This is a genomic window from Acinetobacter rudis (assembly GCF_000829675.1).
Lineage (GTDB): Bacteria > Pseudomonadota > Gammaproteobacteria > Pseudomonadales > Moraxellaceae > Acinetobacter > Acinetobacter rudis.
Genome location: NZ_BBRX01000084.1, coordinates 1 through 15243 on the forward strand (window position 1 = coordinate 1; position 15243 = coordinate 15243).

Genomic DNA, 15243 nt, shown 5'->3' on the forward strand with positions numbered 1-15243 from the left:
TTAATGCTGTTATTTTAAATACAGAGCGAGGCTATCCTTCTGAGCTCTTTTATAAGAAAAACCATTTCTTGGAACATCAGGGTTTAATGATATTGTCAAAAATGCTGTCTTAGATGGAAGCTAAATATATTTGACTACTCATATCTACTTAAAGCCAAAAATAGCTTTGGCTTTAGCCCCAAATCAGTCTAACCATTAAAGTATAGATAAAATCACCTCTAATAGTTTCACCATACAATACTGATTAAATATTGAGACTATTTTATAAACGAGTGATCATATCTTAGAAATATATCTTTAAAAAAACTAAATAATGTGTAGTATGTTTTTAATAGAAAATTATATTAAGTATGACAGACCTTGCACGCATCAATAATTCAAAAAACATTTAAGCCCATTCTTGCGGAAGTTATACGAACATGTAGGATTACATTTTCTCAGGAGCTTCACAGTATCTATGTTTATGGTAGTGTAGCAAAAGGCATCGCTAAGGTTGGCATATCCGATCTAGATGTTTGTGTGATTTTTAATACACAAACAGCTGATCAAGAACGGCTTATCGTCCAAATTCAGCAAAAACTTATTGAAAAATATCCCATTCTGCCAAAAATTGATTTTGATATTGGTTATATTCATGATGTGCTGCTCGAAAAAAATTTAAACTATTGGGGTGCTTGGATTAAGTTTTTTTGTACCCAGATTTATGGTGATGACCTATCGTCCTATTTTAAAGATGTCGAAATAAATTTAGAGGTGATTAAAGCGATAAATTCAGGCTATGAGAAAGAAGTTTCTCAATATTTCTACATTCTTAACAACGGAAAAAGAAATAGCCTTGAACTGCTCAACACCAAGAAATCTCTGATTAAAAGAATAATTCGCCTATTACCTTTAACACTAAAAACTATAAATGCATCAACATGGCCATTAAATCTTGATGACACTATTCAACAAGCTATAGTTGCACATCCCGATCAAACAAACGACTTAGTCTATTTAAATCAACAACTACATAGCAGTGAGCAAGCGGATTCAATACTGCTCAAAAATTTAAGCGATATTTACTATTGGATTGATGAGCAAATTTTTGAATAAATGCATCAACGGATAATCATCTCATGCATGCAAGACTTCTTTATGCCTCTTTCACCATCATCCCCAGTTAAATATTGTAGATCTGACACTATCTATTTTTAATCAATTCGTCTCCACCTTTTAAAACAGGTGGAGTGCTTATTTGATTTTATCTCCAAATCCAACCACATCTAAAATCTAAAGACCATCGTCATTCTTTTACAGCATAAGTTTTAACTGTAGTTGAAACTCTACGCCAAACAACGCCTGTTTCGATCGTTTCAGAATCAAAAGTAAACATCCCCATAAATCGGTACATCACTTGATGACTTAGATTATCTTTGATTCGGGAAAATACGATTCTTTTATTCATGCCATCTTTGGGCTTCAATGTCTGTTGTTTACCATGAGTATCATCTAAAAATTTTTCAGTAATCAGTAAACCATCGGCTGTGATTTCACTGACTGAATGATTATGCTGGTATAATCTCACAAACCAAATATTTGTATCAGCCTCCCACGGATGTTTAATACAGACTTGTTGATCAAGTTGACCTCTATAACCAAAACAGTTGCAGACATCCTGACGACTTTTTAAAACCACATGATCCTCTAAACTGATTTCACCTAAATCAACATATGTTTTAGGGTTATATTCGGTATGTATATTCCATGGTTTGAATATGGAATTATTCACTAACAAAGCCTTCTCATAGCGAATTTTTTCAATCACTACACTGATTTGATGATGTATATGATTCAAACTATGGATACTCATCGCTTTATCCTGTGCGATATGTATTTTTAATATACGATGTCCAACAATATTAATGATATCTTCATCACTATAAATATCAGAGTTAAGCTGTCGAAGATGTGTTGATTGCTGAGATTCACCTAAATCGATTCTCTGCCCTGTCGTTGTATTTTTATTTGAGTAATCAACATCCACAATCGTTACATGCACTTCTATTTGTGGAAAGTAAAGATCAGTTAAGGCAATTTTATGATCTGATTTCCGTATCAATTGTTGTGTGACAAATTTTAAAGATAAATCATCTAATAGATTGATGATTCTATTCACCACGTAAGCTGCATAACTATTCGTCTGCATTTTACTCATTTGCCCAATTACATAATCCATAGTACTGAAATTAATATTCAACATTTTTTACCATTTAAAATTTGGACTGTTATTTTACGCATAGCCCTTTCTTGTCAATCCACAAGTTGATACACAAATAATAAAAATAGATTTATTCTCTAAAAAATACACTAAACGATTAATTTCAAAGCAATATTTTTTATTATGCTATTTAAAAAACAACACACAACCCGATGATTTAAAATAATATTGAGTGTATATGTTAACCAATTTATAAATCATTTTAATTTTAAAGTGGAATTAAAGTTATTCTTTTTATGTCACTTACTGTGCTTAGCAATCTAATTTAATTATTTGATCACATTTTTATAATATTAATATAATTTCTGCATAAAAATTAAAAAGACTGAGCACTATATTATACTCAGCCTTTAAAAACACTTAATAGAACAACAAATATAGCCCATCATTTTGGGCTATATTTCAATCAATTTGGCGTTCTAATCAACGAGACTGCTTAAGTTGAACAACACGGCGACGCCATGCCATATAACTCGCTAAACTCACCAACCCCAATATAGACCATAAATTTGTACTACCTCCACCACTTTTCCCTTCCTCAGCCGTGGTATTTGAAGTATTAAAATCTAAATCGACAATAACAGGATCATGATCAGAGGAACGATAAGCATCATTTTGATAAAATGCTTCGATTTGTTCAGGTGTTTTATAGGTGTGTTCATAACCAAGTGCAGTAGGCTCATCCGCATTAATGGCCCAAGTAAATGCTTTTTTTACAAATGGATAAAGATTTGCATCAGCGACAGCATGGTCTAGATTACCTGCTCCCCCAAAACCATCAGTATCCGAGGAAACACCAAAAACATAGCTGTAAGCCATTGGCCCTTGCCCAATTTTTTGATCATTTAATAAAACCTTATAATTGGCTTTTTCTAAAGCTAACATTGGCTCTTCTTTGGCATAACTGTTCATATCACCTAGCATTAAGAAGTTTGCTTGATCAACTTGAGTTGGATTTTTTGCTATCCATTGAATTTGTTCTTGTACTGCTTTTAAACGCGTTGGATTCCAGCAGCTTTGACCATCTCTTTGATCTTGATCAACACCTTCTGCTCCCTTACAACCTTTAGACTTCAGATGATTGGGCATCACTGTAAAAGTTTTCCCACCATTTATAGGTTGGAAACTTTGTGCCATAGTCACACGATTTTTCTCAGACTTATCATCAAAGATAGCCGTTGTTCCTACAGGTTTAACACGCTTGGCATTATAAATAATCGCAACTGCAATAACGTCAGTTCCTAACCGCTCAGTGTTATTCGGCTTCACATAGCGCCAATCAGGCCCTAAACCACGAGCTAAATGCGCTACAGCACTTTGATCATCATAACCATTGTTGGCAATCTCCATTAATGCATAAACATCAGCATCAATATTTTTCATGGCACTGATAATCTTCGCATGTTGTTTGTCAAACTCAGCTTTGCTTTTTGCACCACGCTCTGTTGGAAACCCACCACGACCATTATCGTAATTCAGTACATTAAATGCTGAGACTCGAAGCTGTTGGCTATTTTTAGCGGCAATTTCAGGACGTGGATTAGTGTTTGTAATTAACTCTGGGGTTTTTCCAGCAATGGGTTGAATACGCCATGCCCCATAGCGGTATTCCAAAATCCCTTCAATATTTTTAAGTTGGTAACCAGTCCGTAAAGTATTTGCTGCATTAAAGTTTACTGGCAGCCATGGTGTTTTATTTTGCTTACTATAACCATCATCTAAAATAATTTTAGATAATAAATTTTGTTTGGCCAAATTTGTTGCTTCAGCTGATTTTGCTGGATATAAATTGGTTGGAATATATTGACGGTTTAAACTAATCGACAATTCACCAAAACGTGCATAATTGTAGTTTTCACTGACCGTTAATGTTTGCGGCAGTTTAACGAACATTCCTTGATAACGTTTGGGTACATGACCTTGATCAGCAGCTAAACTATTAAAAGGCAGGTTTAAATCAATCGGTTTAACTAAACTACCTGCTGATGAATTACACACCACAGGATCTTGTCCTAAAAGATCAAGCTGTAATTGATTTTCATAAAGGCTGAGGCGCCCATTTAAAATAACTTCCTCACCCACTTTGCCCCCTTTAAATGGGCTACTATTGGGAATATAAACAAAAATAGCATTGCTCAAATCAGCTTTTGCCTTTTGATCAGGTGTCTGTAAATAAAAACCAGAAAAACCTTCTGCATAACGATAATCTGCTGTCATTACCCCACGCACAGTATAACGCTGTCCTTGTGCTGCTGTTTGCAGGCCTGCAATACTCACGTCTTTACTGCTACAACTAACTTTTTCAGTTTCAGGCAACGGCCCTCCATTACCAGAACCTAAGTATTGACTAAAATCATTACGGTTTGACCAAGCAGTCCAGTGTGCATTTAAATCAAATACAGCTAAAGGATCAATTGAGCTCACAGGATTTGAACTTACATTACGTTTAAAGCTATTGCCTTTACTGCTAGGATTACCCCACCCTCCACTTGCTGGACGTTCACCAATACGCCCAAAACGATCTACAGCAGTACCTTTATAATAAAGTACTAAAGCATCATCTCCATTAAATGAGACGCCAGCAACTTGGTTTACTTTATCTTTTAAGGTGCTTTTTAATTCTGAACGACCAATGATATATTTTTGTTGACTTGCCAGACTGCCCTGTAATTGAAAGCGAGCAGTCGCTTTAGTATCACCATTACTATATTGATGAACTTCATAATCTGCTAAGTTGGCTGTTGTGGCATCTGGATTATAAATTTCTAAGCCCTTTTGATTGGCAGAGCCATCAATATATTGGCTAAACATTAACTGAGCTTGGCTTGTAAATGATACACCGAGCAAAGTAAAGCTCAGTGCTAATTGATGCAGTTTTAGTGTACTCATATTTTTAAACTGAATTGTTAGATGTACAGCTAACATAGTTAAAAAAGGTGACATGACCATTAATTTTTAATGACAATCTCATGGATTTATTTATAAAAAAAATGCCATAACCACTTGATCGCTGCGACAGCTTTTAAATCATAATTGAATATTTTCATACTCCAGATAAATCATTCGAATCATTTATACATTTAAGAAAAATTCGTCAAAATTAAGGATAAATAAAACCCTCTTTTAAAAGCGCGCAAATCAAGCCAATAATATTGTTTGTTTTAAATCTTTACACTAACGCTGCCTTCTTTGCTGTTCTGCATATCTCATATCTGCTTCAATTCGCTTTTGTGCTTCCCATCTTTTCCATTCTTCGACGTTATTATCTTTGACAACGGGATCTTGATAATAGCCTTTAGGTTCAGACATTGCACATGCAGTTAAAACCAAAAATGGGGCAAATAATAAAATTGTTTTCATGAATATTAAAACTCTAAATATCGATTTAAAATCATCTACGATGATCTCATAAAAATCAATGTAGGATTTTATACAGCGCACTCACTTCACTGCTGATCTTTAATGAAATCCAACCAGCGATGATCACTGACATCAATCTTTCATCTTATGCGGGGGTTTGACTTCGCTCATTAAAGAATTAAAATAGCGCTTTTAAAAATGTATAGCTCCTCGATATGTCAAATGATCACCTAGAAGCGCAGCCCGTAGAATTAGAACATTTGCCTGAACAACGAGAAATCGTAACGTTCATGCGTCGATCTTCTCCGCTCAACACTTCTCAGCGATCTGCGCTTGAACAGTACGATCACCTTATTTTGCAATATCCTGTAGGTGATTTACGTCAACACTTCCCAAACCCAGCACGTCCATTAACAGTGGAAATTGGTTTTGGTATGGGACGTTCACTGGTCCTCATGGCCAAAGCTAATCCTGAACGCAACTTTGTAGGGATTGAAGTTCATATTCCAGGAATTGCGCAGTGTGTCTATGAAGCAGGCATGGCCGAGTTAGATAATTTGCGCGTACTTGATGCAGATGCAATCCAAGTGCTCAAAGAAATGCCAGATAACAGCATCAACTGCGTTCAACTCTACTTCCCTGATCCTTGGCAAAAGAAACGTCACTTCAAACGCCGTTTTGTGATCGATGAACGTATGCAACTGGTTGAACAAAAACTCGAACTGGGCGGCACTTTCCATGCAGCAACAGATTGGGAACCCTATGCAGAGTGGATGCTTGATGTGCTCGACAACCGCGCAGACTTAGAAAATCTTGCCGGTAAAGGTAATAGCTACCCTCGTCCTGACTGGCGTCCTCAAACCAAATTTGAGCGTCGTGGTATCGAAGAAGGCCATGTGATTAATGACTTCATCTTTAAAAAGATTAAATAACACAAGCAACGTGTAAATTTTACCCCCTAGTTATACGATAAAATCGTGTAACTAGGGCACAATAAAACCCATCTTCTCTTACATCACTCCCCGTGATGACGCTTTACAATCGCCTGACTCATTAACTGATACAATTCACTCAAATCAGGTCGTTGTGCTTGAGCAAGTAACTGCTGATGTAGCGATAAAATATTATGATCTTGGCGCACAGCAGGCCCTGTTTGCATGAGCTGTGGTAGATGCTGTGTTGCCTTATTTGCAGTTTCTAAGATCAAAGGATAAAGCAACTCAAAATCGACTTGTGCCCCATCTAACAACTGTGCAGCAGCGTCATAACAATAATTGCTAAAATTACATGCAAATACTGCTGCCAAATGTAAACTTAGACGTTGAGTTGAATCATAGCAAAACACTTTATTACTTAGAGATTCAGCCAGCAACTTTAACAAATCTAAATCCTGTGTTTGCTTCGCCTCGATTAATAGTGGTGTACTTAACCAATCTACAGTCCGTTCAAAACTAAAACTTTGCAGTGGATAAAACACCCCCACTCTGCTTAAGTTTGGACCAAAAACCTGTATAGATGTACTACCCGAGGTATGTAACAGTAAAACGTTGCACATATGTGCTGGTAAAGCCGCGATAACAGAGCTGATTGCCTGATCACTCACTGCAATAAAAACCACATCAACAGCAGCATCAAGCTGTGCTAGGGTTGTAATTGCTTCAGCACCGACAGTCTGAGCCAGATGCTCGGCATTGGTCAAAGTCGGACTCATAATTTGTACAATCTGATGATCGTTCTTTAAAGTTTGGGCCAAGTGGCTTGCCACTCGACCTGAACCGATAAAACTAATTTTCATGTCTTACTCTAGCATCAACATTGATCATTTCTGATTCGTCACTTAATTGAGTAACTCTTCACGACGTTCAATGGTTTTCATAATAAAACACTTGTCATACTGCATGGCTTGATTCTGCTTACGCATCTCGGCAGTCCAATAATCGGCATGCTTTTGATAAGTCTCTTTTTCGCGATCGCTCAAGTCATAAACATCTCGTTGTGCCAAGACTTTACATTCGACATCACGTTTTTCAAACCATTCTTTTTGCTCTTTTTTCAGTGCTTGACGCATGTCTTCACTGAGGCTTTCCCAAGTTTCATTGAGGAATTCAACTTGGCTCTCTTTCTCCACGCTTAATTCTTTTTGACGAATATTTAATGCGGCTTGCGCTAAGGCCTGTTGCTTATCATGTTCAGCATCAAATTCTTGCTCTGCATCTCGAATCGTTTTATTTTCCTTAGCATATGAAGCAAATTGCACGGCTTTAACGACCATGAAACTTAGACCGTTAATGACTTCATTTTGTGTGTTTGTATGCAAACGCAACTCATCTTTATCCGTTTTCATCAACTCATACTTCAGCTGGCCGACCAATTTATTATTGAGCATACGTACAGAAGCATCTCCTGCTTCTAAATGATCTTGTAGAGTCTGATTCTCTTCACACTCTTCGCAGTCTTTATTTTGCTCAGCAAAGGCATTGGTTGCACGCTGTTCTAGACCTTTTGGAAGATTAATTTCTAATAATGCCTCACAACTGAGTTTGCTTACATCTTTGGTATCAGTAGTGACTGTACGGATTTCTTTCACATCAAATTTTAAATTTTGATTAATGGTACGTAGTAACTGTTGGTCAGCCTCGTAATATTTACTTTCACGTAAATCGCGATCGACTTGTTTTAAATATTGTTCGGTTAATTGTTTTTCTAAACTCTTTATATTCTCAGGATTACTACAGCTCCATGTCGTAGGCGCTTCCTCAGTTTTGTCTTTTTTATTTTTAAAATAATCACACCCAGAAAGTACCATCCCTGAACTGATCAATAATACAGCTAATGCTTTATTTTTCATCTCTTAATATCACTAGATCCAATTTTGCTTTATTTAAGCAAATTTGCTCTTAATAATCGAGAATATTTGTCAAAATAATAATGTTTTTACCAGACAATTTATCATGATTAGTGCATAAAAAATCATCCGAAAAAACATCAATACTGAATTTTATTCGGATGATCTACACTCAACAACAACGCTCCAATCATGTGTTTGGAACGTGATTAACTAAAGTGATTAAGCTTTGCTATCGACAAAAACGGCGATAGTCTTACCTTGTAATTCTTGATGGATTAAAGGTGTGTTTTTACCATGAGACAAAATTGAGTTTTTGTCTAAAGTCCACTTTAACTCAGGATCGACCAGAACCCAACCCGCTTCTTTTTCCCAGCGTGATTGCATATTGGCAACACGTGCAGCAGATAGACTCACTTTTTCAACCCATTGTAAAGGTGTCAACAGACCTTCTCGAACAAGTTTTACACCCAGCGCTACATAGCTATCAAATGCACTAATCCCTGGTTCAGTTTCAGCAAATGGAGCTAATTTTGCCGAGGCACTTAAAGGTTCATGGTGTGTGCAAATTGCATCAATTACACCAGTCTGGACTGCCTCACGTAAGCGTTGCTTATCGTGTTCTGAACGTAGTGGTGGACGTACATGTGCTAGTGAGTTAAAACCATCAATCAAAGTATCCGTTAAGTGAAGTTGGTGCATGGCCACATCACAAGTCACAGCTAAACCTTTGGCTTTTGCTGCTTCAATTAACGCGACTGAAGCCCCGCAAGATAACAAGCCGAAATGTGCACTCACCCCTGTTGCTTCAACCATTAACAAATATTTTGCAATCGCAATCGTTTCTGCCAAAGGTGAAATCATCGGTAAGCCTTGACGTGACGCAGTGAAACCTTCGTGCACACAGCCATCTGTCGCAATTTGTGCTTCTTCGGCATAAAACACCACCGTTAGGCCTAAGCCTGCCGCATATTCAAGTGTGCGTAGGACAACATCGTCGTTTTCAAAGGCAGCATTGGCATTAGAAACTGCACTACAGCCACCTTTTTTCAAGCCCGCCATATTAGATGGCTGTTGTCCTTTGAGACCTTGAGTTTGAGCACCAATTACCTGTAGATAAATACCACCATCTAACCAAGCTTTTTCCACCAAGCCGTGTACTAATGCACCATTGTCTTGCACGATCGGTTGAGAATCTGGTGGTGTAAATACATGTAAGATCCCATTTTCACGGGCAGCACGACCTTCTGACTGTAGTGTCCCATGTTGTTGCTGACCAGGTTCACGCAAACGCGCACACAGATCGACCATGGTTGGCATTAACCATTTACCTTGACCATCAATGTGCTCGCTAAACTCAGTCGTCGCTTCAACAAAACGTCCTGCTTGAATATAAACATCTTGGATTTGATCGCGTTGTAACAGAGGATCCAATACACGAACATTGCTAATTTTTACTGTAGACATGACGATCCCTTATACACTAATCGCTTCAATAAGACCTTTTTCTTGCAACTGGCCTTGCATTGACAATGCCAATACAGCCATCCGCACAGCAATACCGTTGGTCACCTGATGTAAAATTACCGATTGAGGACCATCGGCTATACTCGAATCAATTTCTACACCACGGTTCATCGGGCCAGGATGCATGACGATACAGTCCGGTTTAGCCAATGCTAAACGTGCTTGGTTAAGACCAAATAATTTATAAAACTCAGACTGTGAAGAGAGTGCAGGTGAATGAATACGTTCGTTTTGAATACGTAAAGTAATAATCACGTCACAGTCACGAATGCCCTGTTCCATATTATTAAATAAACGCACCCCTTCACCATATTCATCAAAACCAAAAGGAAGCAAGGTATTGGGCGCAATGACTCGAATATCTTTACATCCCAAAGTTTGCAATGCAGATACATCTGAACGTGCAACACGTGAATGTTTAATATCACCAATAATCGCAACACTGAGTTGCTCAAATGGTTTTTTAGTCTCACGGCGAATCGTTAACATATCCAACATGGCTTGAGTTGGATGAGCGTGTCGTCCATCTCCAGCATTAATAATCGCAATATTTGGACAAACCGTTTCAGCAATAAAATGTGCAGCACCTGAGGATGAATGACGTACCACGAATATATCCGCCGCCATGGCTTCAAGATTCCATAAAGTATCGCGTAAAGTTTCACCTTTTGAGGTGCTCGAACGTGCAATATCAATATTAAGTACGTTGGCAGATAAGCGCTTAGCAGCAGCTTCAAAGGTGGTGCGAGTTCGCGTTGAATTTTCAAAGAACAAATTCATCACGGTATGGCCTTGTAAAATCGGCGTAGTCACCAGTTGATTTTGATCATTAATAAAGGAATGAGCGGTATCTAAAATTTTTGTTAGGGTCTGTTTGGAAAGCCCTTCGATGGTCAAGAAATGCTTCAACTGACCATGCTGATTAAGTTGAATCTGGCTCGGAGTATGCAATGCAGCCACGTGCATGAGAGATTCCTGATCTGTTAAGTTGAACTATTATACAGAGATTCCCCTTAAATGCGCGTCCATGTTTTAGCCAACTAATACATTGCACTGGCAAAAAATCAACGCTTAGCAGAGTAACTATAACTCAGTACAATCGAAAAATATTTCAAAACTCAATTTACATGTTACTGTAAACATGACATCTCATTTCATGAATCTACATCCGCTCATGACCGATTTACAACTTATTTGGTTTAGACAAGACTTACGTATACATGATCACAGTGCCTTATGGCATGCTCAGCAAGCAGGTCCTTGCATTGCCATAGTGATTCTTAGCCCTGCACAGTGGCAACGACATGATGATGCAACCATTAAAATTGACTTTTACCTAAGACAACTAAAATCATTAAAACAACAATTACAGACCTTAAATATTCCTCTGATCATTGAACAAGCTGATCTTTGGGACGACATTCCAGAAAAGATATTACACTGGCTAAATACACTCCAAATCCAAACAGTGCATGCCAATATCGAATATGAGTTAAATGAAAATCAGCGGGATCGACGTGTAATACAGCATTTGGCAAACGCTCAAAAAAGCCTAAAGCTTTACCATGATCGCTGTATTTTTAATGTAGGTACATTACTCAACAAAAATCAGCAGCCCTATAAAGTATTTGGTGCCTTTAAAAAAAGTGCCTATGAACAGCTACACATTAGTCTGCCGCAATGCTTTCCTCCCCCTGAAGTGCAAACACCAATTGATCTAACAACGCAGCTGCCTACCCACATTACTTCAACCACTGAACTTGGTCTTGTTGCAACACCACGTGAACAACAAGAATTGTGGCCAGTTACAGAAGCATATGCTTGGACAAAACTAGATGATTTTATCCAAAATGATGTGCAGCATTACGATCAAACACGAGACTTTCCTAACTTACAACAAACCAGTATGTTATCGCCTTATCTAAATATCGGCATACTCTCTATTCGCCAATGCTTGCAGGCTTTATTTCGACCACATTATGGTCTATTTGAAATCACACAGCGAGGCCAACAAATTTGGCTTGATGAATTATTGTGGCGTGAATTCTATCAACATATCCTTTTTCATTTTCCTCACCTGTCTAAAGGACATAGCTTCAAGACCGAACTTCAACACTTAAGTTGGCGTGATGCAAAACAAGATTTATATGCTTGGCAACACGGTCTAACGGGTATTCCTATTGTTGATGCAGGGATGCGGCAGTTATTACATACAGGTTGGATGCACAATCGAGTCCGCATGATTTGTGCAATGTTCTTAAGTAAAAACCTACTCATCGATTGGCGCTTGGGTGAACAATGGTTTATGCAACATCTTATTGATGGTGATCTGGCAGCAAATAATGGAGGGTGGCAATGGTGTGCCTCAACAGGAGTTGATGCTGTTCCGTATTTTCGAATTTTTAATCCCGTGACTCAGTCTGAACGCTTTGATCCAAATGGTGATTATATTCGACAATGGCTGCCCGAATTGGCCCATCTAAATGCTAAAGTTATTCATGCACCCTATACATTTCAAAAAGATATTCAATTGGATTATCCAAAGCCGATCGTTGACCTGAAGCAAAGTCGTTTACGGGCCATTGAACACTTTAAACAGCACAGCAGTTAATATTTTCTGCTAAAGTTTATCAAACTCATCTGTCTGAAAAACAAGCTAAGCAACATTGCTTAAAATGTTGCACAAGTTTTCCAATTGAAAATACGTTAAAATAGCCAATTGCTAAGCAGCTTTGGATATTTACATGAACTCAAAACCGCGTCTATCAACCTACTGGGTGACCTGTGCGGATGGATTAGAAAACCTCCTCCAAGAAGAAATACATGATTTAGGGGTAAGCGAGGTTGAGCGTTTTCCGGGGCGCTTAGTATTTAAAGGTACACTTGAACACGCTTATAAGATCTGCATGTGGTCACGTTTAGCTTCACGTGTATTGATGCCGATCCATAGTGTTGAAATTGAACGTACGCACGATGCACGTGATGTTGCAGAAGAGCTTTATGAAGCAGCAATGGCTTTTGATTGGTCTTTAATTTTCTCTGCTCAAAGTACTTTTGCAATTCGTCTGCATACCGAACGTGAAATCAAAGTAAATACCCAGTTTGCAACTTTACGTGCAAAAGATGGTGTGGTTGATTCATTCATGGATGCAGTAGGTCGCCGTCCAAGTATTGATACCAAAGCACCTGAAATTACGCTCTTTGTACAAGCTGGAAAAACTGAACATCACTTCTGCCTTGATTTATCAGGTGATTCTTTACATAAACGTGGTTACCGCCGCTATATGACAGATGCACCAATCAAAGAAAACTTGGCTGCTGCAATTTTATTACGTACTGGGCTTGCAAAAAAACGTCCAGATATCTTTATTGATCCGATGTGTGGTTCAGGTACGTTTATTATTGAAGCCTTAATGATTTTGACAGACCGTGCACCAGGTCTAGTACGTCGTTTTGGTTTTAATGGTTGGCAAGGTCATAATCATGAACTTTGGATGGACATTAAAGCTGATGCTGCGGCTCGACATGAACACGCGCTCGAACAACCTTTGCCAGCTTTTTACGCTTTTGATGCGGACTGGGAAGCGATCAAAGCCACCAAGCAAAATATTATTGCAGCTGGTTTTGAGTCAGCATTAGAGCACATCAAAATCGAAGAGCGAACTTTAGCAGATTGGCCAGACTTCCAAGCTGAAAATAAAGTTGCCTATCTCGTGACTAACCCACCATACGGTGAGCGTTTAGGCGAGAAAGCATCCAACCGTGCGCTCTACCAAGGTCTATCTGCACGTTTGCAGCAATATCTACCGAATCAAACTGTGGCTGTGATTGCTTCACAAGTTGAACAGGCCGATGTATTGGCACTGCATGATCCACAAACCATGCGTTTAATGAATGGTAAGTTACCAATTTATATCCGTTCAGGCGTAGTGAAAGCGGCAACAGTCGTTAAGCCATGGTTAGAAACTTGGCAAGTACAAGAGTTTGAACCTATTGAAGGTGCTGAAGACTTTGCTAACCGTTTGCAAAAAAATCTACAGGCCTTAAAAAAATGGGCAATCAAAGACCAAGTACACTGCTTGCGTGTTTATGATGCCGACCTACCTGACTTTAACTTGGCAGTCGATATTTATGGTGAACGTTTACATGTACAAGAGTACGCGCCACCTAAAACCATTGATCCTGAAAAAGCTAAAAAACGTTTTAACCTTGGTTTAGCTGCGATTCGCGCTGTGACTGGTTTAGGCCGCGATGCAATCTTCATTAAGACCCGTGCACGTCAAGAAGGTAAAACTCAATATAGTAAGCAGTCAACTGCCTCAAAACGTTTTATCGTACAAGAAGGCCAAGCAAAAATCTTGGTTAACTTAACCGATTATCTAGATACAGGTTTATTCCTTGATCACCGTCAGATGCGTCTACGTATTGCTAAAGAAGCTAAGGGCAAACACTTCCTTAACTTATATAGCTATACCTCTACTGCCAGCTTACATGCGGCGTTAGGTGGTGCGGCGAGTACAACAAGTGTCGACTTATCTAATACCTATTTAAACTGGTCCAAAGAAAACTTTGTACTCAATGGCTTAACTGTTGACCATGCCGATGAACAACATCAGTTCTTCGCCAGCGACTGCTTCGAATGGTTGAAAGAAGGTCATGAACAATATGATCTAATCTTTATTGATCCACCGACCTTCTCTAACTCGAAAAAGTTCTATGGAACCTTCGATGTACAACGTGACCATAACTCGTTATTGAAACGTGCAATGAACCGTTTAACCTCAGGTGGAACACTTTACTTCTCAAATAACTATCGTGGTTTTGAACTCGATGAAGAAGTACAGGCGATGTTTGAAACCGTTGAAATCACCAATGAAACCATTGGTCCTGACTTCAAACGTAATCAAAAAATTCACCGTGCTTGGCAAATTCGACACTATGGTGTTTAAATTGCTTTAGAGCTCGATCTAAAAAACCTGAATGTTTAAACATTCAGGTTTTTTTATAACTATGGATAAGTCACGCAATTTTTAAAATAGCTTAATGCTTTGGAGATGCATTGGTTGATGAAGGATTCATCCAAATCGTGACCTTATCTTCAGTAATAATTTGAACTGTATTTGCTTGATTACTCACCCCCACACCCAGCTCAAAAATCTTAAACTTCTTTGGTAGATTTTCATCGACTACAGTACTGGGTAACCTCAATATTTTTTGCTGTTGATGCTGATCAAAAACAGTTTGCTCAATT

General features: G+C 38.3%; 12 protein-coding genes. 4 read left to right on the top strand and 8 right to left on the bottom strand.

Features of this window, described 5'->3' with window-relative positions; translation table 11 throughout:
- The first annotated feature begins 360 nt into the window (after window positions 1-360).
- Entirely contained in the window at window positions 361-1095 is a 735-nt protein-coding gene (locus Aru01_RS16215; protein WP_016656852.1) for a nucleotidyltransferase domain-containing protein, read from the top strand.
- A gap of 190 nt (window positions 1096-1285) precedes the next feature.
- On the opposite strand, the gene Aru01_RS16220 is transcribed toward Aru01_RS16215, so the two are convergent.
- The 3 genes from Aru01_RS16220 to Aru01_RS16230 all read right to left on the bottom strand — a co-directional run bounded on the left by Aru01_RS16220 (window position 1286) and on the right by Aru01_RS16230 (window position 5620).
- Complete coding sequence (locus Aru01_RS16220) at window positions 1286-2242, bottom strand: AbaSI family restriction endonuclease (protein ID WP_040331243.1); 957 nt, start codon at window positions 2240-2242, stop codon at window positions 1286-1288.
- 441 nt (window positions 2243-2683) lie between these two features.
- A complete protein-coding gene (locus Aru01_RS16225; RefSeq protein WP_042111617.1) occupies window positions 2684-5149 on the bottom strand; it encodes an ExeM/NucH family extracellular endonuclease in 2466 nt (821 codons plus the stop codon).
- Between the two features lie 285 nt (window positions 5150-5434).
- A complete protein-coding gene (locus Aru01_RS16230) occupies window positions 5435-5620 on the bottom strand; it encodes a hypothetical protein (RefSeq protein WP_016656855.1) in 186 nt (61 codons plus the stop codon).
- Window positions 5621-5835: 215 nt separating this feature from the next.
- Here Aru01_RS16230 and trmB point away from each other — a divergent pair, with 215 nt between their 5' ends.
- Window positions 5836-6552 (top strand): tRNA (guanosine(46)-N7)-methyltransferase TrmB, encoded by a 717-nt coding sequence (gene trmB, locus Aru01_RS16235; protein ID WP_016656856.1) that lies wholly within the window; start codon window positions 5836-5838, stop codon window positions 6550-6552.
- Between the two features lie 83 nt (window positions 6553-6635).
- Here trmB and Aru01_RS16240 read toward each other — a convergent pair whose 3' ends face one another.
- The 4 genes from Aru01_RS16240 to Aru01_RS16255 form a co-directional block, all read right to left on the bottom strand.
- The gene (locus tag Aru01_RS16240; protein WP_016656857.1) at window positions 6636-7415 is read right to left on the bottom strand and encodes a Rossmann-like and DUF2520 domain-containing protein; all 780 of its coding nucleotides are present in this window, start codon (window positions 7413-7415) and stop codon (window positions 6636-6638) included.
- 42 nt (window positions 7416-7457) lie between these two features.
- Entirely contained in the window at window positions 7458-8468 is a 1011-nt protein-coding gene (locus Aru01_RS16245; protein ID WP_016656858.1) for a hypothetical protein, read from the bottom strand.
- Window positions 8469-8687: 219 nt separating this feature from the next.
- Window positions 8688-9932: a dihydroorotase gene (locus Aru01_RS16250; RefSeq protein ID WP_016656859.1), complete on the bottom strand. Its 1245-nt coding sequence runs from the start codon at window positions 9930-9932 to the stop codon at window positions 8688-8690.
- 9 nt (window positions 9933-9941) lie between these two features.
- Complete coding sequence (locus Aru01_RS16255) at window positions 9942-10958, bottom strand: aspartate carbamoyltransferase catalytic subunit (RefSeq protein WP_016656860.1); 1017 nt, start codon at window positions 10956-10958, stop codon at window positions 9942-9944.
- 208 nt (window positions 10959-11166) lie between these two features.
- Between Aru01_RS16255 and Aru01_RS16260 the strand changes: the two genes are divergently transcribed.
- A complete protein-coding gene (locus Aru01_RS16260) occupies window positions 11167-12603 on the top strand; it encodes a cryptochrome/photolyase family protein (protein ID WP_040331338.1) in 1437 nt (478 codons plus the stop codon).
- A gap of 133 nt (window positions 12604-12736) precedes the next feature.
- Entirely contained in the window at window positions 12737-14941 is a 2205-nt protein-coding gene (rlmKL, locus tag Aru01_RS16265) for a bifunctional 23S rRNA (guanine(2069)-N(7))-methyltransferase RlmK/23S rRNA (guanine(2445)-N(2))-methyltransferase RlmL (protein ID WP_016656862.1), read from the top strand.
- A 91-nt stretch (window positions 14942-15032) separates the two neighbouring features.
- Here the strand turns inward: rlmKL and Aru01_RS18380 are convergent.
- Window positions 15033-15243 (bottom strand): hypothetical protein (locus tag Aru01_RS18380; RefSeq protein ID WP_042111615.1); only part of this gene is annotated, 211 nt, incomplete at its 5' end.